The sequence below is a fragment of the Peristeroidobacter soli genome, from assembly GCF_004138485.1.
Taxonomy (GTDB): Bacteria; Pseudomonadota; Gammaproteobacteria; order Steroidobacterales; family Steroidobacteraceae; genus Steroidobacter; species Steroidobacter soli.
In genome coordinates, this window is the sequence record NZ_RYEV01000003.1 from 479987 (window position 1) to 503826 (window position 23840).

Sequence of the window (23840 nt, forward strand, 5' to 3'; positions counted from 1 at the left end):
ATGCAGCTCACTCAAAACCAACACGACTTTCTGGGCGACGTGCGCAAGGCACTCGCGACTTCTTCCATCGTCGCGCTGGCCGGCTCGGACGGCATGGGCAAGACGACGCTGTGCCAGGCGCTGTGCGATGAGGACGGGGCGGCCATTGTGCGGCTCGGCGATCTGACAGACGCGGTCTGCGGCGCCGATCCCGGCCGGATCGATGAGATCGCGATGGCCGTGATCGTCGAGCAGCTCGAGGCCGGGCGCACCCTGATCATCGACGACTTCGAATACATGATGGCGATCCGTACCCACGAACGGCGCGATCTCATGTCGAGCACCATCTTGCCGAGCATCTATGCCGCGGCGGATCGCGTCGGCTCGCGACTGGTGCTGGTGGGCAGCGGCTCCATCGACAAGCACTGGCTCAGGCAGAAAGATATCTATCGTCCGCATGTGGTGATGATGCATGTGCCGGGCTTCACCTCCGAGGACTATCGATCTATCGCGAGCGGCAGCGTCGAGGGTGCCCGCTTCGACGGCGTGGATTTCAAAGTGGTCCACCGCGCTTCGCCCATGCTCAACGGCTATCAGATCGCCGCGGCGGCAAAACTCGCGGCAGCCGACGGTGGCGAGATCACGACCGAGAGTTTCCTTGGCGTGATCGCTGCCTGGATCACTCAGAGCAACGTCGATGCCGGCAAGGTCGAGCCGATTCGTTTCGACTCGCTGCCTGGGTCCGAGCACATCGCGCAGACGCTGGAGATGTTCGTCGTCCTGCCGTACGAGGATCTCGAGCGTGCCGAGCGGCTGAGATTGAAAGCCAAGCGCGGCGTGCTGCTCTATGGCCCACCGGGCTCGGGCAAGACCAGTATCGGTCGCGCGCTCGCGCATCGGATGAAGGGCAAGTTCTTCATGATCGACGGCAGCATCGTGAGCGAGCCACCGACCAAGTTCTTCGAAGCGGTGCAGGCCATCGTCGCCGAAGCCAAGGCGAACGCGCCTTCGGTGCTGTTCATCGACGATGCCGACGTGCTGTTCGGTATCGAGCACATCGCCGGGCTGTCACGGTATCTGCTGTCGGTGCTCGACGGCGTGGAAAGCGAGTCGGCCAGCAAGGTGTGTCTGATGATGACCGCGATGGATCCGAATCGGGTGCCGGAACCGTTGCTGCGTTCGGGGCGCGTCGAGCTCTGGCTCGGCACGCGGCTGCCGGATCAGGAGACCCGCGAGCGCATGTACCGTCGCTATCTCGCTGAAGGCTTCGACGATGTGGCGAGTTTCGATGTGCACGCCATCGCGCGGAACAGCGAGGGTTTCACACCGGCCGATGTGAGAAGGGCGGTCAACGACGCCAAGCTCGAGTATGCGAGTCAGCTGGTCGCGCAGATGGATGCGACTCCGTCCACTCACCATGTGATCAATGCCATCGAACGCATCCGTACGATGCGACAACTGATGACCGAGCAAGGACTGGCTGCCTGAGCGTGGCCGGATCAAACCTATGTTGAACATGTTGAAAGTCACGAACGCTCCGGCCGCCGACCCGGCACTCACACCGTCGCAGCGGACGGCGGTCGAGAATGCCAAGAAGCTGCTGGCCGCGGCGCCTGCGATCGTCATTCGCTCGCCCGGTGGCGTGGGGTGCTCCACCGTCATGCGCAGTATCGCCCGGGCCTTTGGCGGCAGAGTGGTGACGTTGAGCGACGCGCTCGCCTGGTCGCAGAGCCGGGGGGTGATACGGACCGACGAGGCAATACAACGCTGCGTCGAATATCACATCGGCCATTATCCGCTGGTGGCCATCGACAACTTCGAATCGATCTTTCATCCGGGCGGGCGAGGAACCCGCGAAGTGCCAGGCATTCGCTCGATCCTGCTGCGCAGTCTGTATCAAGCCGCTCGCGCGCGTGGAACGAAGCTCGTCATCGGCGGCAAATCCGCGAACGTTTATGGCAACCGCCTGGAAGACCTGGCCAACTGCCCCGAGGCGCTGATCCTCAAGGTCGATGAGCTCACCGCCGAAGACTACCGTACGGTCCTCGCCAACTTGTTGGGCGAGCGCGCGACCTCGAGCGTCGATTTCAAAGTCGTGCATCGATCGGTGCCGGGCCTGTCGGGACATCAGTTGCGCATACTGTGCAACTTCCTGGCGGCCGTGCCGGCGCCGAGCACCGATGACGTGTTGCGCGTGATCGAACAACATCTGATCAAAGGCAATGTGCGTCTCGGCGAAGTCGAGCAGCTGTCGTTCGATGAGTTGCCCGGCACGGGCGACATCGCGGCCAGCCTGGAGAGTCAGGTGGTGTTGCCGATCCTGAATGCCGAGCTGAGCGAGCGTCTGCAACTGCGGGCCAAGCGCGGCGTGCTGCTCTATGGCCCGCCCGGTACCGGCAAGACCAGCATCGGGCGCGCGCTCGCGCATCGCATGCGTGGCCGGTTCTTCATGATCGACGGTACGTTCGTTACCGAGCCGCCCAATGCGTTCTTCAGCAAGGTGCGCAACGTGGTCGAGCGGGCAATCGAGGGTTCGCCGTCGGTGCTGTTCATCGACGACGCCGATGTGTTGTTCAACATCGAGCACATTGCGGGCCTGGCCCGTTATCTGCTCACGCTGCTCGACGGCCTGGAGACCGAGTCGACTTCGAAAGTCTGCGTGATGATGACGGCGATGGACCCGCGCAAGGTGCCGAGTGCCCTGTTGCGCTCGGGCCGCGTCGAACTCTGGTTGCAAACAAAGCTGCCGGACGAGGCGGCGCGCGCGGGCATTCTGCGACGGTGGGTTGGCGATGCGTTTGCCGAGATCGGTGCGCCAGACTTTGCCAGGATCGCCGCTGTTACCCAGAGCTATACACCGGCGGATCTGCGTCGCGTGGTCGGAGATGCGAAATTGCTCTGCGCCGCCGATGTTGCCGCAAGCCAGCCGCTGGAGAGCGCGACGACTTATCTCGAACGCGCTGTCGAAGATCTGAGCGCGGCACGTTGGCGCATGGCCGATCTGCGTTCGGACGAGAACATTCGCATCGGCGGTCAGCCGAAAGGCAAGTACGCGCTGGGCGTGGGCGGGCTGTCCGAGATCGGCGTGGGCTGCAAGATGAACGGTTGGTGACGTATCGAGACGCGCGATGATGAATCGCGCGTCGCCGTTCGTTGAAGCGGGTGTGTATTCCACCATGGAACTGCCCGGGCATGGTTTTCTGGATCCGCTTTCGATTGCTGGCCGCCGCATGCCTGATGCTGGCCGCTTGCGACATGAACCCCGATCCGAAGTTCGCCGAAAAGCGGGCGGCGGCCGACAGCGCCAACCTCGGCGATCGTTATGCGCTGCTCGATCACGCCCCCGACACCGGTCTTTACGGCTGGTGGCCGGCGGACGAGGCACCGGCGCGCGCGGCTGCTGAAGCGGTCTCTCAGGCGCAGCGATATGCCGTCCTGCTCGGAACATTGAAGGAGCAGGAGCAATCGCTGCCTCCGCAACCCTCGCTCGCCGGATGCTCGCAGCGCTTTCAGGAAGTGGTGGACTACGCGTCCGGCAACGGCGACCGGCAATCCGCATCGGCGCCGCACGCGCTCGTCGAGAAACTGTTGCGCTGTCGAGAGGCCGCCATCGCCATCGAAGATCCGGACAGCGACGAGCTCGCGTCCTATCTGGGCGGGGTCCGCAAGTTCGCATCGACCGGCACGATCATCGTCGGCATGCGCTGCCTCAATGGACCGGATCGCGAGCGCTGTCTCGAGCATTGGAGCCGCGGCGCCAGGTTGTTGGGGAAGGACAAGGAAGGCTTCCGCCTCACTCTGGACAAGCTGCGCGGCTGACGGAACCCCACCATGATTCATATCGATCCGCGCGACTATCGCCTGGACTGGCGGCTCATGCGCCGCATCTGGCGCCTGGCCGCGCCTTACTGGCGGCTGCGCGCTCACTGGAAATCCTGGGTGCTGATCTGCTTCGGCATTCTGATCGGCCCGGCGTGGGCGTACTTCAACTATCGGCTGGCGCAGATCGGCGCGGAGCAGGCCAACGTCCTGGTCAACCGCGACGCGGCCGCCTGGCACGCCATCTTCTGGCTGCTGTTCTTCCTCGGGCTCGGGCGCTGGGCGTACGACCTGGTGCTGGGCCTGTTGAACAAGCTGCTGGAGATGCACTGGTATCGCTGGATGACCGAATGGATGGTGCAGCGATATCTCACCAGCAAGACTTACTACGACATTGCGATCAAGGACGACATCGACAATCCGGACGAGCGCATTCAGGACAACGTCGCGCCGTTCGTGAGCGCCATCCTGGGCTTTCCGTTGATGGTGCTGAATACCGTGCTGGGCATGGCGACCAACGCCGTGCTGTTGATCCAGGTCAGCTCGGCGATGACCGCGTTCGTGGTCGGCTATTCGGTCGTGTCGCTGGTGCTGCAGACGGCGATCTACTGGCCGCTGATCCGTAAGAACTTCGACGCGGTGGCCGCCAACGCGGACTTCCGTTTCGGGCTGCTGCGGGTCCGGGACAACGCCGAGACCATCGCGTTCTTTCGCGGCGAGGGCATGGAACGGCGCCAGGTGTCGGGTCGGCTGGGGCGTGTGATCGGCAGCCAGATGAACATTTATTACTACACGCTCAAGACCGGCGTGATCACCAAGGCCTTCGAAGAGGTGTGGACGCTGGCACCGCTGGTGTTCATCTATCCGTTGTACTTCGCCGGCAAGATGGAGTTCGGCACCATCGCGCTGGCCACCATGGCGGCCATGCAGCTGCGAGGCGCCATCGGCATGCTCAATCAATACATCCCTTATGTGGCCGGCGTCGCGCCCCGCGTGGTCCGTCTGGCGCAGATCGCCGAGCGATTCGACCTGCTGGAGCAACACGCCAGGGACAGCAATGCGAACATTTCCATCGAGCGCGGCGACCGCATCGAGCTGCATGGGGTGAGCTTCATGACTCCGGGCGGCGAGCAGCAGTTGGCGCAGAATGTTTCCGTGCAGGTGTTGCCCGGCGACAGCTTGATCATCATCGGCCAGACGGGCGTGGGGAAGAGCTCGATGCTCCGTTCGATGGCGGGGCTTTGGACGCGCGGCAGCGGCTCGATGATGATGCCGGCCGAGGACGACATCATGTTCGTGCCGCAGAAGCCGTACATGATGCTGGGCACGTTACGCGACCAGCTGCTCTATCCGCGCGGGCAGGCGACGTTGAGTGAAGAAGAGATCCAGCGCGTGCTGGAGCGAGTGTGTCTGCCGGATCTGCTCGCCAAGGTGGGCGGGCTCGACGCGGAGTGCGACTGGAGCAAGGTGTTGTCGCTCGGCGAGCAGCAGCGCGTGTCGTTCGCACGCATTCTGATTTCGAAGCCTCGCTATGTGTTTCTCGACGAGTCCACCAGTGCCGTCGACATTCCCACCGAATCGCGCCTGTATCGAACGCTGATGGAGGAGGGCGTCACGTTCGTGAGCGTGGGCCACCGTGAAACCATCCTGCGTTTCCATCGTCGTGCGCTACGACTACTGGTCGGCGGCGGCTGGGAGATCGTGGCGTCCTCGTCCATCGAGGAAACGCCGGTGGCGCCGCTCGGCAGCGATTGGGTCTCGGACGCGGTGCCGAGGGTACTGCTTGATGTTCCCACGCCAGTCGTTCGTTAGTGAACGTCCGAGCACTCACGAAGAGACCGATTCATCCAATGACCACGCCGACCCGTACCCCGCTTGTCACTCCCTGGGCTGACCAGGTCGATCGCAATTCGCCGCTGCCCGAGTATCCGCGACCGCAGCTGGTGCGCGAGCGCTGGACCAATCTCAACGGCGTGTGGGACTACGCGATCGCACCTCGCGAGCAGGCAGCGCCGGAGCAATGGCAAGGCGAGATCGTGGTGCCCTTTCCCGTCGAATCGCATCTCTCCGGCGTGGGCCAGTCGCCGGGCCCGGGCGGCAAGCTTTGGTACAAGCGCAAGTTCGCGAAGCCGAAGTTGCACGCGGGCGAGCGCGTGCTGCTGCATTTCGGCGCCGTCGATTGGCAAGCCACGGTCTCCGTCAACGGCCATGCACTCGGCGTGCACGAAGGCGGTCACGATCCGTTCTCGTTCGATATCACCAACGTGCTGCGCGAAGGCGAGGAACAGGAGTTGATGGTCGCGGTATGGGATCCGACCGATGCGGGCGCTCAGCCGCGAGGCAAGCAGAGCCTGCATCCGCAGGCGATCTGGTACCTGCCGGTCACTGGCATCTGGCAGACGGTGTGGCTCGAAGTCGTGCCGGCCGCTTACATTCATGGCCTGCAACTCACGCCGGAGTTCGATCGCAGCTCAGTGCGCGTGGCGGTGAACCTGCGCGGGCCGCGGGCTGACGCCAGCTTGAATGTGCGCATTCTCGCCGAAGGTCAGCTGGTCGCCGAACAGACCCTCACCGAGTTCGATTCGCTGATCGATTTCTGCAAGGCTACCGAGATCCGCATTCCGGCGCCGCGCCACTGGTCGCCGGACTCGCCGTTTCTTTACGACGTCGAGCTCACTTACCGCTCGGCGGGTCAGGAAGACAAGGTGCGCAGCTACTTCGGCATCCGCAAAGTGGAAGTGCGCAAAGCGGCCGACGGCTTCGAGCGGATTTTTCTGAACAACGAGCCGCTGTTCCTGTACGGCCCGCTCGATCAGGGCTGGTGGCCCGACGGTCTCTACACCGCGCCGACCGACGAGGCACTGCGCTGGGACATCGAGATCACCAAGGCCATGGGCTTCAACATGACCCGCAAGCACATCAAGGTCGAGCCGGCGCGCTGGTATTACCACTGCGATCGCATCGGCCTGGTCGTGTGGCAGGACATGCCGTCGTCCTTGCGCAGTGGCGATCCCGGCCATGTGCCGCCGCGGCTGCAACCGCTTGACGGCGTGTTTACTGCCGAGGACGACGCGCAATTCCGTGCCGAGCTGCGCGCGATGATCGATGCGCTCCGACACTTTCCATGCATCACGTCCTGGGTCACGTTCAACGAATGCTGGGGTCAGCATTCGACCAATAACATTCTCGCCTGGGTGAGAAGTCTCGATACGACGCGCATGGTGAACGGTCCGAGCGGCTGGAACGATCTTGGCTATGGCGACACCATCGACAAGCACGACTATCCGGGCCCGGGCATGTGGCCGCCGCAGCCGGGTCGTGCTTCGGTGCTCGGGGAATTCGGCGGCCTGGGTCTGCCGGTGCCGGGACATCTGTGGCAGGAGCAGGCCAACTGGGGGTATCGCGATTCGGACAAGGCCGAGGATCTGGTCGTGCATTACGACTCGATGCTTCGCCATCTGCGTCCGCTGATTCATCGCGGGCTCGCGGCGGCGGTGTACACGCAGCTGACCGACGTCGAAGGCGAGGTCAACGGCATGATCACTTACGATCGCAAGGTGCTGAAGATCACCGCCGAAAAACTCGCGGAGCTGCACTTGCCGCTCACCACGTCGATCCGTCGGGATTGACCCATGAGCACGTTGCTGGAGAAGCTGAATATTCCGTTCGAGCGTTTCACGCTCGACAACGGCCTGGTCGTGATCGTGCACGAGGACCGCAAGGCGCCGGTCGTGGCCGTGAATCTCTGGTATCGGGTCGGCGCCAAGGACGAGCCCGAGGGCATGACGGGCTTCGCGCATTTGTTCGAGCACTTGATGTGCGGTGGAAGCAAACATCTGCCGGGCTCCATCCTGACCCAGATGAGCCGCATCGGCGCGACCGAGGTCAATGCCACGACCGGTTACGATCGCACCAACTACTTCGAGACGGTGCCCACCGGCGCGCTGGACTTCGCGTTGTTCGCCGAGTCCGATCGCATGGGGCATTTCCTGATCAGCGAAGACACGCTCGAGCTGCAGCGAGGCGTGGTGCTCAACGAGAAGCGACAGCGTGAAGGGCAGCCGTACGGGCTGGTGGGCGAGCGTCTCTATCATGCCAGTTACCCGGCGGGGCATCCCTATGCTCACACGGTGATCGGCTCGGAACGGGACATTCAGAGCGCGACGCTCGAAAACGTCAGAAACTGGTTCCGAACGTACTACGGGCCGTCGAACGCGGTGCTGGCGCTGGTGGGCGATATCGACGTCGCCACGGCGCGCGAGAAAGTGCAGAAATACTTCGGCGATATTCCGCCGGGCCCGCCGTTGCCACGCCCGGGCGCGTGGGCTGCGAAACGACGCGGCACCAAACGCGAGACACTCGAGGATCGCGTGCCGGCGACGCTGGTTCAGATCTCCTGGAACATCGCCGAGTCCGGGCAGGGAGATGAGATTCTCATCGATCTGGCGGCGCGCATTCTCGGCAGCGGGCGCGGATCGCGTCTGCATAACGAGTTGGTGCTGCGTAGAGGACTTGCCACCGAAGCGGTATGTCACGTCGCGCACGGCCTGATCGGCGGCATGCTGCTGATCAGTCTGGTCCTGCGCGATGGCGTGGATCCGAAGGAAGCGGAGCAGGCGGCGATGAGCGTCGTCCAGGAATTCATCGGGTCCGGTCCGTCCGAGCTCGAGTTGAAACGCACGGTGACCAAAGGCGAGACCGATCTGGTCCGTCGTCTCGCGACGGTGGGTGTGGTCGCCGACTTGCTCGCATCGAACGAGGTGTATCACCGCGATCCCGGTTACTACAGGATCGAGATGGCGCGTGCGGCGTCGGCGAGTGCGCGAGACGTTCAAGACGCCTGCGCGCGCTGGCTCGACGACGGTGCATATACTTTGACGGTCGAGCCGTACCGGTCTCGTGCCGCCGTCATCGAGCAGCCAGTGGATCGATCGGTGCCGCCCGCGGTGGACACGGCCATGCGGCTGCAACTGCCGAAGCTGCAGGAAGCGACGCTGTCGAACGGTGTTCGCGTGCTGCTCGCCGAACGCCACGAGCTGCCGATGGTGGAGTGCAAACTGCTGATCAAGGGCGGCGGCTTGTTGGAACCGTCCGACTCGCCGGGGCTCGCGAAGGCAGCGATGACGATGATGGGCAACGGTTCCGGTGCTTTCTCCGGCGCCGAGTTCACCGAGCAATGCGAGCAGATCGGCATGGCGGTCGGTGCGGGTTGCAGTCACGACTATGCGAATGCCGGCATGTCCGCGCTGAGCGGCCGCATCGACGAGTCCATGTCTCTGTTCGCCGATTTCGTGCTTCGTCCGCGCATGGCGCAGGATGATCTGACCCGCGTCAAACACGAGCTCATTCAGGGCATCGCGCAGCGCTTGTCGAGTCCGGACGCATGCGTGGGATTGATGATGCCCGAGCTCATGTATGGAGCCGGTCATCCGTATGCGAGGCGCGAGTTGCCCGCCGACATCGAGAAGATCGCGCGCGAGGACGTCGTGCGCATGCATGCGAGTCTGTTCGATCCGTCCGATGCGATCTTCATCGTCGTCGGCGACACCACGTTGGCGCAGATGCTGCCGCTGCTGGAAGCGAAATTCGGTTCGTGGCAGTCCAGTCGGACTGAGATGGCGCGTCAGTCATCGATGGTTCGCGGCTCAGTGCCGGGCACCGTTCACGTCATCGACTATCCGGGCGTGCCGCAGTCGACGATCGCCGCCGTCCTGCGCGCGCCAGCTTTCGACGTCCTGAGCGAGAATGCGCGAGCCGCCGTCAACTTCGTCGTGGGCGGCAATTTCTCTTCCCGCGTCAACATGAATCTGCGGGAAGAGAAACATTGGACCTACGGCGTCGGCAGCGGCTTCCGGGATTTCTCCGACGAGCGGCTGTTCGTGCTGCAAACCTCGGTACAGAAGGATCGGACGCTCGCCAGCGTCGCGGAGATCCTGCGCGAGCTGCGTGAGTTGACGGGTGAACGCCTGCTGCAATCCGATGAGCTCGAGGCGATGCGTAGTGCTTCGGTGTTGAGCGCTCCCGCCATGTTGCAAACGATGGGCGGGCTGTTGCAGGCCATCGAAGTGATGATTACGCGCGGACTGCCGATGAACTACTGGGAAGGTTATATCGAAAGTCTGCAGGCGATGACGCTCGAGGCCGTCCGCCGCGAGGCAAATCAGCTGATCCGTGTCGATGACATCGTCTGGATCGTGGCCGGCGATCTATCCTCGCTGGGCGATTTGCCGTCCGCGATTCGCGCGCTCGGGCTGACCGGGCCCGCCGTCATCGAGCCGTGGACCCGGCGTACATGAAAGGTCCGTTGAGCGACCTGACCGGTTTGCCACGCTTCGATGAGATCCAGTCCGCTCACGTTGTCCCCGCGATGGATGAGCTGCTGGCCCAGGCTGAAGCAGCGGTGCGCGTTGCGGAGACCGTGACGCCCGTGACTTGGGAACGCTTCATCGTTCCGATGGAGGACGCGCTGGAGAAAGTGGCGCGCGCCTGGAGTCAGGTGGCTCATCTGGAAGCGGTGGTCACCACGCCGGCATTGCGAGAGGCGTTCAATGCGCAGCTCCCGAGAGTCGCGCGCTTGTGGAGCGCATTGGATCAAAACCCCGCGCTGTACGAGCAATATCGAACGCTGGCGGCGAGTGCGGACGCGGCTGATTACGGCGAGGCGCGGCTCAAAGTACTCGCAAACGCGCTGCGCGATTTTCGTCTCGGCGGTGCGGAGTTGCCGCCGGCACAGAAGGCAAGATTCGCGGCGATCAAGGAGGAGCTTGCGCAGCTGGCGGCGAAGTTCTCCCAGAACGTACTCGATGCCACGGATGCATTCGCACTGTACATCGATGACGAATCACAACTGTCCGGTCTGCCGGCCGATGTGATCGCGGCGTGTCGTGTGGCCGCCGAGAAGGCGGGACGCACGGGTTTCAAGCTGGGCCTGCACATGCCGGTCTATTTGCCGGTGCAGTCATATGCTCACGACCGCTCGCTGCGTCAGGCGCTGTATCACGCGAATGCCGTGCGGGCTTCGGAACTTGGGGACAACCCTGCGCTGGACAACTCATCGCTGATCGATCGAATTTTGACTTTGCGCGCCGAGCTGGCGTCGCTGCTCGGCTTCAGTGATTACGCCGCCTGCTCGTTGGCGACCAAGATGGCCGCCACGCCCGATGAGGTGCTCACATTCTTGCGCGACCTCGCAGGACGCGCCCGGCCGCATGCGGTACGCGATCGCTCCGAGCTGGACAGATTCGCGCTGGAGCATCTGCAGCTCGATACGCTCGAAGCCTGGGATCTGGCGTATGTCAGCGAGCGGCTCAAACAGGCGCGTTATCACTTCTCGGCCGAGGAGGTGAAGCAATACTTCACGGAGCCGGCGGTGCTGCAAGGATTGTTCGCCGTCATCCAGGATTTGTATGGACTGACGGTCGAGCCGGACAGCGCGCCGGTGTGGCATCCGGATGTGCGCTTCTACCGGTTGATCGATGGCGCGGGGCGTCTGCTCGGGCAGTTCTATCTCGATCTCTACGCGCGCGAGGGTAAGCGTGGCGGCGCGTGGATGGATGATTGCCGCAATCGCCGGGAAACGGTGTCGGGCACGCAGACGCCGGTGGTGCATCTGGTCTGCAATTTCGGCGCGCCGGTGAATGGCCGGCCGGCCACTTTCAGTCACGCCGAGGTCCTCACGTTATTTCATGAAATGGGTCATGGCCTGCATCAGCTGCTCACCGAAGTGAATGAGCTGGCGGTGGCCGGTATCAATGGCGTCGAATGGGATGCCGTCGAGTTGCCCAGTCAGTTCATGGAGAACTTTTGTTGGGAGTGGCCGCGCGTTCGCGCCATGAGTGCGCACGTCGACACGGGTGAGCCGTTGCCGCGCGAGCTGTTCGAAAAGATGCTGGCGGCGAAAAACTATCAGAGCGGCATGGCGACTGTGCGTCAGCTGGAATTCGCACTGTTCGACATGTTGCTTCATCGCCGTGCCGGCGGCGGCGCGCCTGCGGTGCTGGAGTTGCTGGATCAGGTGCGGGAAGAAGTCGCGGTGAATTTCCCGCCACGGTTCCATCGATTCCCTCATCAGTTCAGCCACATCTTCGCCGGCGGCTACGCCGCGGGCTACTACAGTTACAAATGGGCTGAAGTACTCAGTGCCGACGCCTATGCCGCCTTCGAGGAAGCCTCGGATCAGATCGCTGCAACCGGCGCCCGCTTCCGACGCGAGATTCTGGCGCGCGGCGGCAGTCGTCGGGCGGCGGAGAGTTTCCGTGCGTTTCGCGGCCGGCCGCCGAGCATCGATGCGCTGCTACGGCATTCGGGGATGAGCGGCGGCCAGGATTAGAGTGGCCGTCCCCGTGTTCGGGCTTGCTCCGGCGCGCCGCTGGGCTAGCATCGAAACAGTGAAGAAACTGTTTTCCATGTTTCCCTCGGGTCCGCCAGGCGTGGCATTGCTACTGCTGCGTCTGTGCCTGGGCGGGCTGCTGTTCGTCGATCAGGCGGGGCGAATCGCCTGGCCGATGCCGGTGTGGCTCGCGGTTGGCAGCGTGCTCGCGGCGGCTGCGGTCGCCGTGGGCTTTCTGACGCCCTTCTTTGCGTTGGTGTGCGGCGTGCTCGAGCTCGCCGCGTTGGCCGGGATGGCTGAGCTCGGCGCACCTTGGGAAGTTCTCAATCTGATACTCGCGATCATCACGGCACTGCTCGGCCCCGGGGCTTACTCGATCGATGCATGGATGTTCGGCCGGCGCGTGGTCGTCATGCCGCCCAGGCGTTAGCCGCTGCATGCCGACCTTAGTCACCGACAGCTTTGCGATCAGTAGTGCGGCAAGGGTTTGCCGCCGGCGCGGCAAGGGAATTCCTCGAATGTGGGAAGGCTCCGCAGTAAGCGGCGCTTGCAAGTCGGCCTTAGGGGGGCATTCAGGGTCGGTCTTATCCACGATTTTCATGATCTAACGATAACTACTCCAACCGGTGAGTAAACCCGATCAGCGACGGGCATTTGGGTGCTCGAGGGGCCACCGGACTAATAAAGAACTGGAGAGGTCATGAGTCAGTTGGATGAGAAGAAGTCGGACCGGAAGTCCGGCCGCGCAGTGTTCGACGAGGGTCGCACAGTGTGGGAGTGGCAGACCGCCACGGGTGTATTCGAACGTCACGTCACCGAAGAGCAGCTCGCTCGCCTCGAGCACGCGGGCCTGCAACTGGCGGAGCCCGGCTTCGAAGGCCGCGCGATCTACGGCGAAACGGGCAGCCAGACCGCGTACAACACTCGCAAACAAGTCTTCGTGGGCCGTCCCGCGCCGGTTCGGGCAACCGCCACCGGTTCGTTCCGTCAGTTCTTTCGTCGCTGGTTGCCGTCGAGCTGAGCTTTCAGGTGATGGGTCAGCGCGCGGGCCAGGCACATTGCGACCGCGTCCTTCGGGATGGGGTCGTCGATGGCGAAGATCAGCGCGCGATTGCCGTCGAATGCGAAGTCGTCGGGAAACAGGGTGCGGAAAGTTTCGACCAGGTCGGTCTGGCAGTGGAAGTACAGCGCGTAATGGTCGGGCGCTTTTTGTTTCCAGTCCATGCGCACGGTGCTGCCGCTCTTGTTCTTTGTGACATACGCCGGCTCGCCCCATTTGAGGGTCTCTTCGATCTCACCGACGCCGGCGGTTGCCGCCGCGGTTTGGAATAGCAGCTCCCTCAAGGCGAGCAGCTTCGGTCGCGCGTGTTTTGGATACGCGTCGAACTTGGCTTTTACCGCGGGATCACGGAATGGCGTCATGCGGTGGCTCATCGATAGAGGGTCTGTAGTCACGGGTGATGTCGGGCGACACGCCGATGTGATCTTCGTTATCCCAGAGGAAACGATAGTAAGCGATGCCGGCTAGCTCCAGGACCTGGGATGGGATAGGGTCAGTCATGGCCAGGGAACGATAGCGGAGATCGGCAGGATTTTATGTGGCGGGCCTTGCTTGTCCTCGCCTTGCTGAGCGTGCCGCCGCCGGTTGCGGCGTTGGAATTTACCTGTCTGCAATACGGCCCCATCGATATCGCCGGCACGATCGTGCGACAGACGCACGCGGGGCCGCCGGATTACGAGAGTGTGACGAAGGGAGACGAGCCGAGGACCGTCTGGGTTCTGCAGCTGGACGAGCGGATCTGCGTCGAGGCCAACAGGAGCTATCCGCGCGAGCCGCTGCAGCTCGAGATCGAACTGGCGCTGACGCCGGAGCAGTACCGGCAATATCGCGCCCTGCTCGGGCAGAAGGTCCGGGTGAGCGGGGAGCTCAGGCACGGCGGGGCCAACTACCAGAAGCGCCTGGTCATCGTGCCCGGCGAGATTGAAAAGACCCGGCGGACGCCCTAAGTCCGGCAGAATAAGCGCACGCCGATGCCAATTCCCCGACCGCGCCGGGGGCACAATTCGCGGGTGAGGTTGGATGGACACGCTGCTGCACATCATCGAGAGCTACGGCCTGTGGGTCGTGTTCTTTTGCGTGCTGCTGGATCAGGGCGGTCTGCCGTTTCCCTCGTATGCGCCGATGATCGTGACTGCCGCGCTCGCCACCGACAAACACGAATCGTTGCTGCCGGTGTTGCTGGTCGCGACGCTGGCGGCACTGATCGCCGATCTCGCGTGGTTCGCGGGCGGGCGGCGTTGGGGCAGGCAGCTGTTGCGGCTGATGTGTCGCGTGTCGTTGTCGCCGGATTCGTGCGTGGGCATGACCCGGAACATCTATGCGAAGTGGGGCGCGCCGTCGTTGATTCTCGCCAAATACATTCCGGGCTTTGCCGCCGTGTCGACCACGCTGGCGGGCGAGTCGGGCACCAGCGTGCGCCGCTTCATCATTTACGACGGCATCGGTGCCGCGCTGTGGGCCGCCGGGGCGATCGCGTTGGGCGCGATGTTTCATGAGGCCGTCGAGGCACTGCTGGATCAGCTCGAGCAGCTCGGTCACTTCGCGCTGCTGTTGTTGATCGTCGCGGTGGTGTTGTTCGTGCTGTTCAAGTGGTGGCAGCGCCAGCGATTCACGGCGCAGATCCGCATGTCGCGCATTTCCGTCGACGAGTTGCTGTCGTTGCTCGACTCAGGCTCGGCGACGGTGATTCTGGATGTGCGCAGTCCCGAGCGGCGCGCGGCGTCCGGCTGGATTCCGGGCAGCATCAGTGTTCGCGACCTTTCCGAGCTGCAAATGAAGCCCGGCGAGGAAGTCATCGTTTACTGCGATTGCCCGAACGACGCCTCGGCGGCGGTCGTGGCGCGGAAGCTTCGGGAGCTGGGTTTCAAGCGGGTCCGGCCTTTGGCCGGAGGCATCGAAGCGTGGCAGGCGCACGGGCGGCCGGTGGACCGCCACGTGACCGATACGGCTACTGCCGCGTGAGCTTGCCGACAGTGACGCGATCTTTGTCGCGGGCGGCGTTGAATTCGGCCATGGAGACGAAGCCGTCGCCATCGGTGTCGAGCTCGGCGAACGTGTCCGACAGCCAGCGATCGAAGCCGGCTTCGGAGCGGCTCAGGCGGTGGTCGCCGTTGCGATCCAGCGTCGCGAACGCCGGCGCGGTCGCGATTTTCTTCTGGTCGTCGGCGGACGCACCGGTGGCGGTGAGCAGGCATGCGCTGCCGGCGACCGCGAATAAAAGCTTCTGCATCACAAGGTTTCTCATAGGCGGGTATTGCAAATCAGTCGCTCTGAATACTCCCTGAATGTTTCAGACGTCATCGATCGTCCACATAGAGGCTCGCTGTTGGAGCAAGGCGCGGCGACCGGGTACGATTCTGAACAAGTTCAGTCCCAGCTCGAATTTCGTGAGGAGAATCGGTATGGCCAAAGAAAGTTCCAAGAAAAACGGTGGTAAGGGCGGCGAGGTCGCCATCGATATCGGTATCGGCGGCAAGGATCGCGAAAAAATTGCCCATGGCCTGTCCAAGGTCCTGGCGGATACCTACTCGCTGTATCTGAAAACTCACAACTTCCATTGGAACGTCGAGGGTCCGATGTTCAACACCCTGCACCTGATGTTCATGGAGCAGTACACCGAGCTGTGGAACGCGCTGGATGCCGTCGCCGAGCGCATTCGTTCGCTGGGCTACCCGGCGCCGGGCACATATAGCGAGTTCGCGCGCCTGACTTCCATCGAGGAAACCGAAGGCGTGCCGGAAGCCATGGAGATGGTACGACTGCTGGTGGCGGGTCACGAAGCTGTCGCTCGTACCGCACGCTCGACTTTCCCGGCAGCGGAGAAGGGTGGGGACGAGTCCACCGCGGATCTGCTGACCCAGCGTCTGCAGGTTCACGAAAAGACGGCGTGGATGCTGCGCAGTCTGTTGAAGTGATTTGAATCGAAGCCGCGCACCCGCTGCCCGTCAGCGGGTGCCGCTGCCCAGGAGCGCGTCGACCGCGGTCTGGGCGTCGTCATCCAGTTCCTGGAAACGCAGCGAAATCCGGAATCCGTCCATTCCCACACAGGTACAGCAGACCACATTGGTCCGCGCCTGCAACCGCACCGGATTGCCACTCACAAAGGCATCCACCCGCACCAGCGCGGTCTCGCCTTCCCTCAGGGTGCGATCCATGAGCAGCCCCACGCCGCTGCTGGAGATCTGAATCGCCTTGGCGCTCAGGACGGTGCTGTGGCCCAGGCGCACGCTGGCCGGCCAGCGCATGACCTTGACGCGGGTGGCCCCGGCGTCGGACGCGGGCCCATGCGAGCTGAAAAAAGACTCCATGTCGGCCGTGTTGTTGGTTGCGGAAATCCGGTAGTGGCTTACTTCACCGGCGGTTCGGGGGAAATCGTAGCCTATCGGTGCGGAGAACGGCCCCCGCACCGGTCGGTGGTGCGCGAAATTGTGAACCGGCTCTCGTACGGGTCGTGAGGTGAATCGTGGGCGGGCGGGGTGAACCCGGGCGGCGGCGCGGGTTACTATGGGTTACTGCCGGTTTACTGCCATGACTTCGAATTCCAAAGACAGCGCCGCCCAGCCCACCGCCGAGGCCTCCTCCTTGGGGGCGGGTGTCGTCAATCGTCACGAGCGGGTGCTCGATGAGGCCGCTCGCCAGTTGAATCAGAAGGGCGTGCTGCTCACTTCGCTGGCCGAAATCGCCGCGAAACTGGGCGTCACCCGGGGGGCGATGTACCACTACGTCGCCGATCGCGAAGACCTGGTGTTCCAGTGTTATCGCCGGGCGGCCGAGATCATCGCGCGCCACTTGCGCGAGGCCGAGCGCGTCGGCGGCACTTCGGCGGACGTCCTGGTCGATTTCATCGGCCGCATGCTCGATCCGGCGGAGCCCGAGATCGCCGCGCGTGCCGAAATCGCGATGATGAATCAGACCCAGCGCGACACCATCCAGGGGTTGTATGACGGGTTGACCGCCCGCCTCGCGCACCTGCTGGAGACCGGGCATCGCGAAGGCGTGCTCCGAGCCTGCGATATCGAGGTCAATGCGCGAGTCATTCTCAGCCTGGTGACCTGGGCGCCGCTGGCGCGACCCTGGGCGCATGCGGTCGGGCCGATGGGCGCGGAACGATTGCGGTCCGCGGTGATGGCAACCGTGCTCGAAGGCTTCTCGACCACTGCGAACCTGCCGGCTTACCAGCCGCTGGATCTTTCCAAGCTTGCGCCTCAAGTCGTCAGCGCATTCGATCGGGACGCCGCGCTCGAAGCCAAGCGGGAAGCCTTGTTGCGAGCGGCGTCGCGTGCCTTCAATCGCAAGGGCATCGATGCCACGTCGCTGGAAGAGATTGCCGCCCAGCTCGGCACGACCAAGCGCACCTTCCATCATCACATCGGCAGCAAGCAGGAAGTGGTGTCGGCGTGCTACGAGCGCGCGTTCCGGATCTTTCTATTCATCAAGGATCGCATGCTCGAATATTCGGGCACGCGCATGGAGGCGCTGTCGGCATCGATGGACGCGCTGGCCCGTGCGTATCCCAATGAAGACCTGAACCCGCTGTCGCCGCTGGTCGGCCACGGCGCGTTGTCGCCGGAGGGTCAGGCAAAGTTCGCGGTGCGCTCCGATCAGCTGGGCGACGCGTATCACGAGCTGATCCGTCAAGGCATGCGCGAGTCCAGTATCAAGGACGTGGACGTGCATGCGCGGGCGCTGATGCTGCCCGGCCTGCTCAGCTGGCTGGTCAAGGACGACGTCCCTACCGATCCGACACAACAGCAACACATCGCCCGCGAGATCGCCAATCTGGTGGCCGTGGGCCTCAGAGTCCGTTCATGAAAATCATCTATAGCGATCGTCACCGACTGCATGCCGGTGACAAGGAAATGTATCGTGGCCAGCTGGTGCCCTGCTTCGAGAAGCCGGAGCGCGCCGATTTCGTCTATGACGCGGTGAAGGCCCGCAATTTCGGCGCGATCCTGGAGCCGAAGGAATTTCCGGTGGCGCTCATCGAGCGCGTGCATGCGCCGCGCTATCTCCGCTTTCTGGAAAAGGCCTGGGATTTGTGGAGTGCCCAGGGCTATACGAACGATGCGTTGCCGGCGGTGTGGCCAGTGCGCGGCCATCGTAGCGATATCGAGCCCGATCACTTCGCGGGCAAGTTCGGTTTGTATTCCTACGACAGCGGCACGCCGCTGACGGCGGGCACCTGGGCGGCGGCCAAGACCGGCGCCGATATCGCGCTGACCGCGCAGCAGATCGTCGCGGGTGGCGAGCGCGCCGCGTTCGCGTTGTCGCGTCCGCCTGGACATCACTCGGGGGCGGATTTCTTCGGCGGCTACTGCTTCATCAATAACGCCGCCGTCGCCGCGCAGGCATTTCGTGACAACGGCGCCAGGCGCGTCGTCGTGCTGGATGTGGACTATCACCACGGCAATGGCACGCAGAACATTTTCTACGATCGCAGCGACGTGATGTTTCTTTCCATTCACGGCGATCCGCGCACCGAATATCCGTTCTTCCTCGGTCATGCGGACGAAACAGGCAGCGGCGAGGGCGTCGGCTACAACAAGAATTATCCGTTGCCGGCCGGCAGCAGCAATGCGCTGTGGTTCGATGCGCTGGGCGATGCGGTCCGTCGCATCAACGAGTTCAAACCCGACGCGTTGGTGATCTCACTCGGCGTGGATACTTTCGCCGACGATCCGATCTCCAAGTTCCAGCTGCGCGAGCCGGAGTACTTGAAGCTGGGCGCGCAAATCGCGGCGCTCGGACTGCCGACGGTGTTTATTCTCGAAGGCGGCTATGCGGTGGCCGAGATCGGCCACAACGTCGCGCACGTCCTGACCGGGTTCGAAGACGCCGCGAAGTGATCAGATCTGCTCGCCCAGCGTAAACATGAACTGGGCGCCGGTGTTGCCGTCGCTGGTCGCCCAGATCTCGCCGCCGTGACGCTGGACGATGCGTTGAACGGTGGCCAGCCCGATGCCCACGCCCGGAAATTGCCGGGCGTCGTGCAGACGGGTGAACGGCTTGAACAACCGGTCGGCCTGATTCGGATTGAAGCCCGCGCCGTTGTCCGTCACGCGATAGACGATGCCGTCGGCGCTGTCCCGGTATGAGCTCAGCTCGATGCGGCTGCGCTCGCGCTTGGAGCTGTATTTCCAGGCATTCGATAGCAAGTTCTCCAGCACCACGCTCATCAGGCCGGCATCGGCCGTCGCCGTCAGACCGGGTTCGATGGAGATCTCGACTTCCCGCTGCGGCTCGGCGTTGCGCAGTCGGGTCGTGATTCTGGTCGCGATCTCGCTCAGATCGGTCTGCTGCAGATACAGCTCGGTGCGGGAGATGTGCGAGAGTCGTAACAGGTCGTCGATGAGCGAGCCCATGCGAGTGGTGGAATCGCGCAGTCGGCCGACCGACTCCGCCGGCAACACGCCGGCATGTTCGCGAGCCTGGTCCAGCTCGGCATTCATGAATCGCAACGGCGCGCGCAGATCGTGCGACACCGCCGATGAAAACGCTTCGAGCTCCTGATTCACCGTCTGCAGCTCGCGGGTGCGTTCGCGGACCTGGCGTTCGAGGTTTTGATAGACCTCGACGTTTTCCATGGCCACCGCTGTCGTGTTCGCCAGCGCTTCCAGCAGCATCAGCTCCTGGGGCGTGCACTCGTGATGGTTCGCCCAGTAATTGCCGATGGCGCCGATGGGGGCGTACGAGCGGATCGGCACCATCGCCAGACTGTGCACGAAGGTCGGCCGATAGGCCGCGTGCGGAATGCGCGCGTCCTTGTAGATGTCGGGAATGACGGCGGACTGGCTGTTGAGCATCGCCCAGCCGCTGATGCAGGTCTCCAGCGGGAAGCGTTGACCTTTCCATAACGGCGAGATCGCGTCTTCATCGACGTAGTAACAGAACGGCCCATCGCGCAAGACAAACGTCGCGCCGTCGCAGCCGGTGAGCTGGCGGGCCGCTTTGCGAACGATGTCGACGATGGCGTCGAGCCCACGCGCCAGCGACAGCTTCTGCACGACATCGACCAGCAGCATCATGGCCGCTTGCGGAGGCGCTGCTACCGGCGCCTGCGATTTGATATTCCGCCGCAGGGCGGCACTCAGCTGCCAAAGATGGTCCTTGAGCACGTAGTCGTTGGCGCCTGCCGCAAAGCTCGCCGCGACTTCCGCATCCTGCGCGGCGCCGGAGCAGACGATGACCGGCACGTCGGGATAGCTGGCCCTGGCTTCGGTGATCGCATCTTCCGCGCTGTAACCCGGCAGGTTGTTGTCGACCAGCACGACGTCGAAGCCGCCGGTCCGCAACGCCTCGGTGTACTCGCTGGGACTGCGGACTTGAATGAAGGAGGCCTGGACGCCTTGCCGCTGGATGCCGCGCTCAATGATGAGCGCATCGCTCGGGTTGTCCTCGAGATGCAGGATCTTCATCTAACCTTCTATCCTCGCAGCCGCCAGATGCCGTCCGGGGCTATGGTCCGCTCTGACAATCGAAATGCTATGCGCTGCGGACTCGTATCTTTACGCTGAGCGCGACCGGCGCCGTGTGCGCCCGGTCACGTTCGAAGCATCGGTACGTACATTTCCCCCGCGCCGGTAGGCTTAGATTACCAAGGGTAAGGCTTCTTGTGACAAGCATCATCCGCCGGCCCGGCGCGATCAATACCGCCACAGCACTCCGGCGGACGGCACCAGCGGCAGCCAGGAATTGAGATCGCGCTGGTAGCTGGTCGAGCCGTCGGCGTTCTGCCGGGCCTTGTACTCGACACAGCAGGGATTCTCGCGCGACGTCGCGTTGGTGAGTTCGACGAACACGTCCAGCGCGCCCCGCGGCATCAGGAAGGTTCGGGTCAGCCGCATATCCAGCGAATTGAAGTCCTGCAGGCGGCTGCGATTGCGGGCCGACGCGTCGACGATCGGCACGCCGCTCACCGGATCGAGGGGCAGCACCGTGGTCGGCCAGCCGCTGTGATAACTGTCGATGAGTGTGGCGGTCCACGGCCCGCTCGCCCAGGTCACACCGAGATTGATGGCATGTCGCTGATCCCAGCTGCGTGGCACATCTTCGGTGCCGATTCGATCCGTGACCTGTGACCACGTGTAACTGAGGAAGCCACTCCACGGGCCCCGCGGCCTCATTTGCATCAGCACTTCGACGCCTTCGGCACGCGCGCTGTGCGCGTCGACCATGACGCGATCGAACTCCGCTTCTGGAAACAGCACCAGGGGATCGAGCATGTTCTCGAAGCGCGGGTTGATGCGTCGATAGTATTTGCGATAGGCCTCGACGCGCATGTTGAAGCCGTCGTCGAAGGCATGCTCCAGGCTCAGGATAGTGTGATCGGCATGCTGGGCGGGATAGAACTGCGAGACCCCGTCCTCGACCTGCAGCTCGTTGATGCCTTGGGACTGGAAGAAACGTCCCCAGCCGGCACGCAGCTTGGTGTCCGGCGACAAGGAATACATCACGCTCAGGCGCGGGCTCAGTTGCTCGCCGTCGTCGGTGCCGTCGTAAGTCTGCACGTCGACGCGCAGGCCGGCCTCGACCGTCCAGCGCTGGGCCAGCGTCGTTCGCATGTCCCAATAGGCCGAGTTCTCAAAGCCCTCGGGTGCCGGCGAGGCGCGGCGGGTGGTCACCGAACCGGGCAACCCTGGAAAGGGATAGTTGGGAGCGACCGTCAGATCGAGTGCGTAGTCGTAGTCGCCCCACAGCTTGCGGACCTCGCCGCCGAAACGATGCGTGATGCCGCCCGCGTCCCAGCTGTTCTCCAGCCGCAGTCCGGCGACATGAAAGGAACGATCGTCTTTCACCTGGCCGGTGCGCTGCCCGGGTTGATCGACATAGCCGCGCCGTTCGTTGACCAGGTCGGTGAACGAACCGATCACGCGGCTCGACAGGCGCGACGACCAGTTGTGGTCGAGGGTGAGCCAGCCGTAGACGTTGCGATACTTGGCGCGCGCCTGCTGCGTTCCCGCTTCGCGCTTGGCGACGATCTGATCGCCGGACGCGAGCGCGTCGAAGGAAATCCGGGTGTCGTCGCTCAACGCGTATTCCGCGCGGGCGAAGCCATCCGAATAGTCGGGCTTGCCAAAATCCTCTTCGGCGAATTGCGCGAGCTCGCCGAGATTGCCGCGTCGGGCGGAGATCAATGCCTGGCCGCGGCCGCCGTCGAAACTGGTGGCGGCCAGCGCGCTGGTATTGAAGAAGCTGATGCCGGCTTCGTAGTAACGCCCGGTCGGGCGAATGGTATGAGCGTCGATGATGGCGCTCATGCGATCGCCATACGGCGCCGGGAAGCCGCCTGAATAGAATTCGATGCCGTCGATCAGCCGCGAGTCCAGCAGACTGATGGGGCTGTAGAAGTTCTTGAGATGAAACGGCTCATACAGCCGCAGGCCGTTCAGCAAAATGGCGGTCTCGTTCGGCTCGCCGCCGCGAATCGGTCCGATGCTCGAGACGCCGTTGGTCGCCGCACCGGGCAAGCGCTGCACGGCCCGCAATGTTTCATCCGCCAGGCGCGGCATCGCCTGCACTTCGTCCTGAGTCAGAAAGTTCTTGGGCGCGATGCTCTCGGCGGCCAGCACGTAGCGGCTGGTCTGCACGACCACTTCTTCCAGTTGCGCGTTCTGTGGCTGTGGCGGTGACGGCGGACGGGGCGGCGGGGTGTTGGTCGAATTGCGAACCACCGCATAAACGCGAGGCGCCGCTTCGGAAACCGTCAAGCCGTGCGCGGCCAGAATCTCGCGGGCCAGCTCCATGCCGTGACTGGCTTCCGGTTCGACTTCGATGCGCAGCGTCGCCGGTACGATCTGGTCGTTGTAGATGAAGATCAGGCCCTGGCTGCGCAGCTCCTTGAGTACGTCGCCGACGCTACGACCCTGCAGCTGCGCCACTGCGGTATGGCACATCAACAGTCCCGTCGACAGGCAGGCGAGGCGCCGCAGCGCTGACTTCATTGCTTTCCCATTGAGACGGGGCCGGATTCCATAGACGGGCCTTGAAAATGAAAGTGTACGCAGACAGCGCGACCGTCCACACCAGCATCGCACTCCACACATCGTGCGACAGGAAATGCGCGCCACGGGACTGTTGAGCGATGCCGAACACCAGGCCCATCAACAGGCCGGCGGCCAGGCCGAATCGCGCCACCTTGCGGCTGCGCTCGCGAAACACGAAGTATAAGGCCAGCAGCGCATAACCGGAGCTGGCATGCGCGGCAGGAAAGCATTGGGCGTGGCGCAGCGCTGCGGGGCGATGCTCGAACAGATGAACGAACGGGAACGCTCCGCCGAACTCGGTCAGGTCGCGCGGGCAATCGACATTGGTCAGCGTTTTCAGCAAGCCCACCAAGCCCACCGACAGCACCACCGAGACGAAGAAGTACAGCGAGGGCCTACGCAATACGTGCAATTGCGGGCGCGCCCAGGTCGCTGCCCACAGTGCCAGTGCCAGGAAGGCCACGGTCCGCATCAACCAGGTGCCGTCGCGATGGATCAGCTCGTTGGTCCACCAGCTGCCCGCGCCGATCCAGCGGGACTGAGCCTCGTCGAAATACAGCGCATGCGCGATGGATATATCGAGGGTCGTGCTGGCCAGCAGGGCGGCGAGCAGCACGAACAGCACCAACGGCACGCGCAGATGGCGCCAGTAAAACATCGGGGTTGGCAT

Annotated in this window: 20 protein-coding genes; 14 read left to right on the forward strand and 6 right to left on the reverse strand. The window is 63.5% G+C overall.

The window, feature by feature from the left end; genetic code table 11:
* The 9 genes from EKO19_RS10925 (at position 1) to EKO19_RS10965 (ending at position 13148) form a co-directional block, all read left to right on the forward strand.
* Entirely contained in the window at positions 1 to 1467 is a 1467-nt protein-coding gene (locus tag EKO19_RS10925) for an AAA family ATPase (RefSeq protein WP_175597025.1), read from the forward strand.
* A gap of 19 nt (positions 1468 to 1486) precedes the next feature.
* Positions 1487 to 3091: an AAA family ATPase gene (locus EKO19_RS10930; protein ID WP_129776452.1), complete on the forward strand. Its 1605-nt coding sequence runs from the start codon at positions 1487 to 1489 to the stop codon at positions 3089 to 3091.
* A gap of 80 nt (positions 3092 to 3171) precedes the next feature.
* Entirely contained in the window at positions 3172 to 3798 is a 627-nt protein-coding gene (locus EKO19_RS10935; RefSeq protein WP_129776453.1) for a hypothetical protein, read from the forward strand.
* A gap of 12 nt (positions 3799 to 3810) precedes the next feature.
* Positions 3811 to 5610: an ABC transporter ATP-binding protein/permease gene (locus EKO19_RS10940; RefSeq protein ID WP_129776454.1), complete on the forward strand. Its 1800-nt coding sequence runs from the start codon at positions 3811 to 3813 to the stop codon at positions 5608 to 5610.
* Positions 5611 to 5648: 38 nt separating this feature from the next.
* Positions 5649 to 7427 (forward strand): glycoside hydrolase family 2 protein, encoded by a 1779-nt coding sequence (locus tag EKO19_RS10945; protein ID WP_129776455.1) that lies wholly within the window; start codon positions 5649 to 5651, stop codon positions 7425 to 7427.
* Between the two features lie 3 nt (positions 7428 to 7430).
* Entirely contained in the window at positions 7431 to 10094 is a 2664-nt protein-coding gene (locus tag EKO19_RS10950) for a M16 family metallopeptidase (protein ID WP_129776456.1), read from the forward strand.
* Positions 10091 to 12127 (forward strand): M3 family metallopeptidase, encoded by a 2037-nt coding sequence (locus EKO19_RS10955; protein ID WP_129776457.1) that lies wholly within the window; start codon positions 10091 to 10093, stop codon positions 12125 to 12127. Before EKO19_RS10950 ends, EKO19_RS10955 begins: the two co-directional genes overlap by 4 nt.
* Before the next feature lie 58 nt (positions 12128 to 12185).
* Positions 12186 to 12557: a hypothetical protein gene (locus EKO19_RS10960; RefSeq protein ID WP_129776458.1), complete on the forward strand. Its 372-nt coding sequence runs from the start codon at positions 12186 to 12188 to the stop codon at positions 12555 to 12557.
* A gap of 270 nt (positions 12558 to 12827) precedes the next feature.
* Entirely contained in the window at positions 12828 to 13148 is a 321-nt protein-coding gene (locus EKO19_RS10965) for a hypothetical protein (RefSeq protein ID WP_129776459.1), read from the forward strand.
* Here EKO19_RS10965 and EKO19_RS10970 read toward each other — a convergent pair.
* Entirely contained in the window at positions 13115 to 13549 is a 435-nt protein-coding gene (locus EKO19_RS10970) for a DUF1801 domain-containing protein (RefSeq protein ID WP_129776460.1), read from the reverse strand. The genes EKO19_RS10965 and EKO19_RS10970 overlap by 34 nt on opposite strands.
* Positions 13550 to 13723: 174 nt before the next feature.
* Between EKO19_RS10970 and EKO19_RS10975 the strand changes: the two genes are divergently transcribed.
* Together EKO19_RS10975 and EKO19_RS10980 are read left to right on the forward strand one after the other, a co-directional pair.
* Complete coding sequence (locus tag EKO19_RS10975) at positions 13724 to 14134, forward strand: DUF4431 domain-containing protein (protein WP_129776461.1); 411 nt, start codon at positions 13724 to 13726, stop codon at positions 14132 to 14134.
* 73 nt (positions 14135 to 14207) lie between these two features.
* The gene (locus EKO19_RS10980; protein ID WP_129776462.1) at positions 14208 to 15149 is read left to right on the forward strand and encodes a rhodanese-like domain-containing protein; all 942 of its coding nucleotides are present in this window, start codon (positions 14208 to 14210) and stop codon (positions 15147 to 15149) included.
* On the opposite strand, the gene EKO19_RS10985 is transcribed toward EKO19_RS10980, so the two are convergent.
* Positions 15136 to 15417 (reverse strand): EF-hand domain-containing protein, encoded by a 282-nt coding sequence (locus EKO19_RS10985; protein WP_157995217.1) that lies wholly within the window; start codon positions 15415 to 15417, stop codon positions 15136 to 15138. The genes EKO19_RS10980 and EKO19_RS10985 overlap by 14 nt on opposite strands.
* Before the next feature lie 172 nt (positions 15418 to 15589).
* Between EKO19_RS10985 and EKO19_RS10990 the strand changes: the two genes are divergently transcribed.
* The gene (locus EKO19_RS10990; RefSeq protein WP_129776464.1) at positions 15590 to 16102 is read left to right on the forward strand and encodes a Dps family protein; all 513 of its coding nucleotides are present in this window, start codon (positions 15590 to 15592) and stop codon (positions 16100 to 16102) included.
* A gap of 30 nt (positions 16103 to 16132) precedes the next feature.
* Here the strand turns inward: EKO19_RS10990 and EKO19_RS10995 are convergent, their stop codons facing one another.
* Entirely contained in the window at positions 16133 to 16495 is a 363-nt protein-coding gene (locus tag EKO19_RS10995) for a PilZ domain-containing protein (RefSeq protein ID WP_129776465.1), read from the reverse strand.
* A gap of 220 nt (positions 16496 to 16715) precedes the next feature.
* Between EKO19_RS10995 and EKO19_RS11000 the strand changes: the two genes are divergently transcribed.
* Positions 16716 to 17999, forward strand: a complete 1284-nt coding sequence (locus EKO19_RS11000) for a TetR/AcrR family transcriptional regulator (RefSeq protein WP_175597026.1) — start codon at positions 16716 to 16718, stop codon at positions 17997 to 17999.
* Positions 17996 to 19033 (forward strand): histone deacetylase family protein, encoded by a 1038-nt coding sequence (locus tag EKO19_RS11005; protein ID WP_129776467.1) that lies wholly within the window; start codon positions 17996 to 17998, stop codon positions 19031 to 19033. Before EKO19_RS11000 ends, EKO19_RS11005 begins: the two co-directional genes overlap by 4 nt.
* On the opposite strand, the gene EKO19_RS11010 is transcribed toward EKO19_RS11005, so the two are convergent.
* The 3 genes from EKO19_RS11010 to EKO19_RS11020 form a co-directional block, all read right to left on the reverse strand.
* On the reverse strand, positions 19034 to 20602 hold the full coding sequence (locus EKO19_RS11010; protein WP_129776468.1) for an ATP-binding protein: 1569 nt from the start codon (positions 20600 to 20602) through the stop codon (positions 19034 to 19036).
* 228 nt (positions 20603 to 20830) lie between these two features.
* Complete coding sequence (locus EKO19_RS11015; protein WP_175597027.1) at positions 20831 to 23128, reverse strand: TonB-dependent receptor plug domain-containing protein; 2298 nt, start codon at positions 23126 to 23128, stop codon at positions 20831 to 20833.
* Positions 23043 to 23840, reverse strand: a complete 798-nt coding sequence (locus EKO19_RS11020) for a phosphatase PAP2 family protein (RefSeq protein ID WP_129776470.1) — start codon at positions 23838 to 23840, stop codon at positions 23043 to 23045. The genes EKO19_RS11015 and EKO19_RS11020 overlap by 86 nt, the downstream gene beginning before the upstream one ends.

Bases quoted from the DNA above. Each gene is read 5' to 3' on its own strand.
- EKO19_RS10955 (WP_129776457.1), top strand. From the start codon at position 10,091: ATGAAAGGTCCGTTGAGCGACCTGACCGGTTTGCCACGCTTCGATGAG.
- EKO19_RS10935 (WP_129776453.1), top strand. From the start codon at position 3,172: ATGGTTTTCTGGATCCGCTTTCGATTGCTGGCCGCCGCATGCCTGATG.
- EKO19_RS11010 (WP_129776468.1), bottom strand. From the start codon at position 20,602: ATGAAGATCCTGCATCTCGAGGACAACCCGAGCGATGCGCTCATCATT.
- EKO19_RS10950 (WP_129776456.1), top strand. From the start codon at position 7,431: ATGAGCACGTTGCTGGAGAAGCTGAATATTCCGTTCGAGCGTTTCACG.
- EKO19_RS10925 (WP_175597025.1), top strand. From the start codon at position 1: ATGCAGCTCACTCAAAACCAACACGACTTTCTGGGCGACGTGCGCAAG.
- EKO19_RS11020 (WP_129776470.1), bottom strand. From the start codon at position 23,840: ATGCCAACCCCGATGTTTTACTGGCGCCATCTGCGCGTGCCGTTGGTG.
- EKO19_RS10975 (WP_129776461.1), top strand. From the start codon at position 13,724: ATGTGGCGGGCCTTGCTTGTCCTCGCCTTGCTGAGCGTGCCGCCGCCG.
- EKO19_RS10970 (WP_129776460.1), bottom strand. From the start codon at position 13,549: ATGACGCCATTCCGTGATCCCGCGGTAAAAGCCAAGTTCGACGCGTAT.
- EKO19_RS11015 (WP_175597027.1), bottom strand. From the start codon at position 23,128: ATGAAGTCAGCGCTGCGGCGCCTCGCCTGCCTGTCGACGGGACTGTTG.
- EKO19_RS10995 (WP_129776465.1), bottom strand. From the start codon at position 16,495: ATGGAGTCTTTTTTCAGCTCGCATGGGCCCGCGTCCGACGCCGGGGCC.
- EKO19_RS11005 (WP_129776467.1), top strand. From the start codon at position 17,996: ATGAAAATCATCTATAGCGATCGTCACCGACTGCATGCCGGTGACAAG.
- EKO19_RS10990 (WP_129776464.1), top strand. From the start codon at position 15,590: ATGGCCAAAGAAAGTTCCAAGAAAAACGGTGGTAAGGGCGGCGAGGTC.
- EKO19_RS10985 (WP_157995217.1), bottom strand. From the start codon at position 15,417: ATGCAGAAGCTTTTATTCGCGGTCGCCGGCAGCGCATGCCTGCTCACC.
- EKO19_RS11000 (WP_175597026.1), top strand. From the start codon at position 16,716: ATGACTTCGAATTCCAAAGACAGCGCCGCCCAGCCCACCGCCGAGGCC.
- EKO19_RS10930 (WP_129776452.1), top strand. From the start codon at position 1,487: ATGTTGAACATGTTGAAAGTCACGAACGCTCCGGCCGCCGACCCGGCA.
- EKO19_RS10965 (WP_129776459.1), top strand. From the start codon at position 12,828: ATGAGTCAGTTGGATGAGAAGAAGTCGGACCGGAAGTCCGGCCGCGCA.
- EKO19_RS10940 (WP_129776454.1), top strand. From the start codon at position 3,811: ATGATTCATATCGATCCGCGCGACTATCGCCTGGACTGGCGGCTCATG.
- EKO19_RS10980 (WP_129776462.1), top strand. From the start codon at position 14,208: ATGGACACGCTGCTGCACATCATCGAGAGCTACGGCCTGTGGGTCGTG.
- EKO19_RS10945 (WP_129776455.1), top strand. From the start codon at position 5,649: ATGACCACGCCGACCCGTACCCCGCTTGTCACTCCCTGGGCTGACCAG.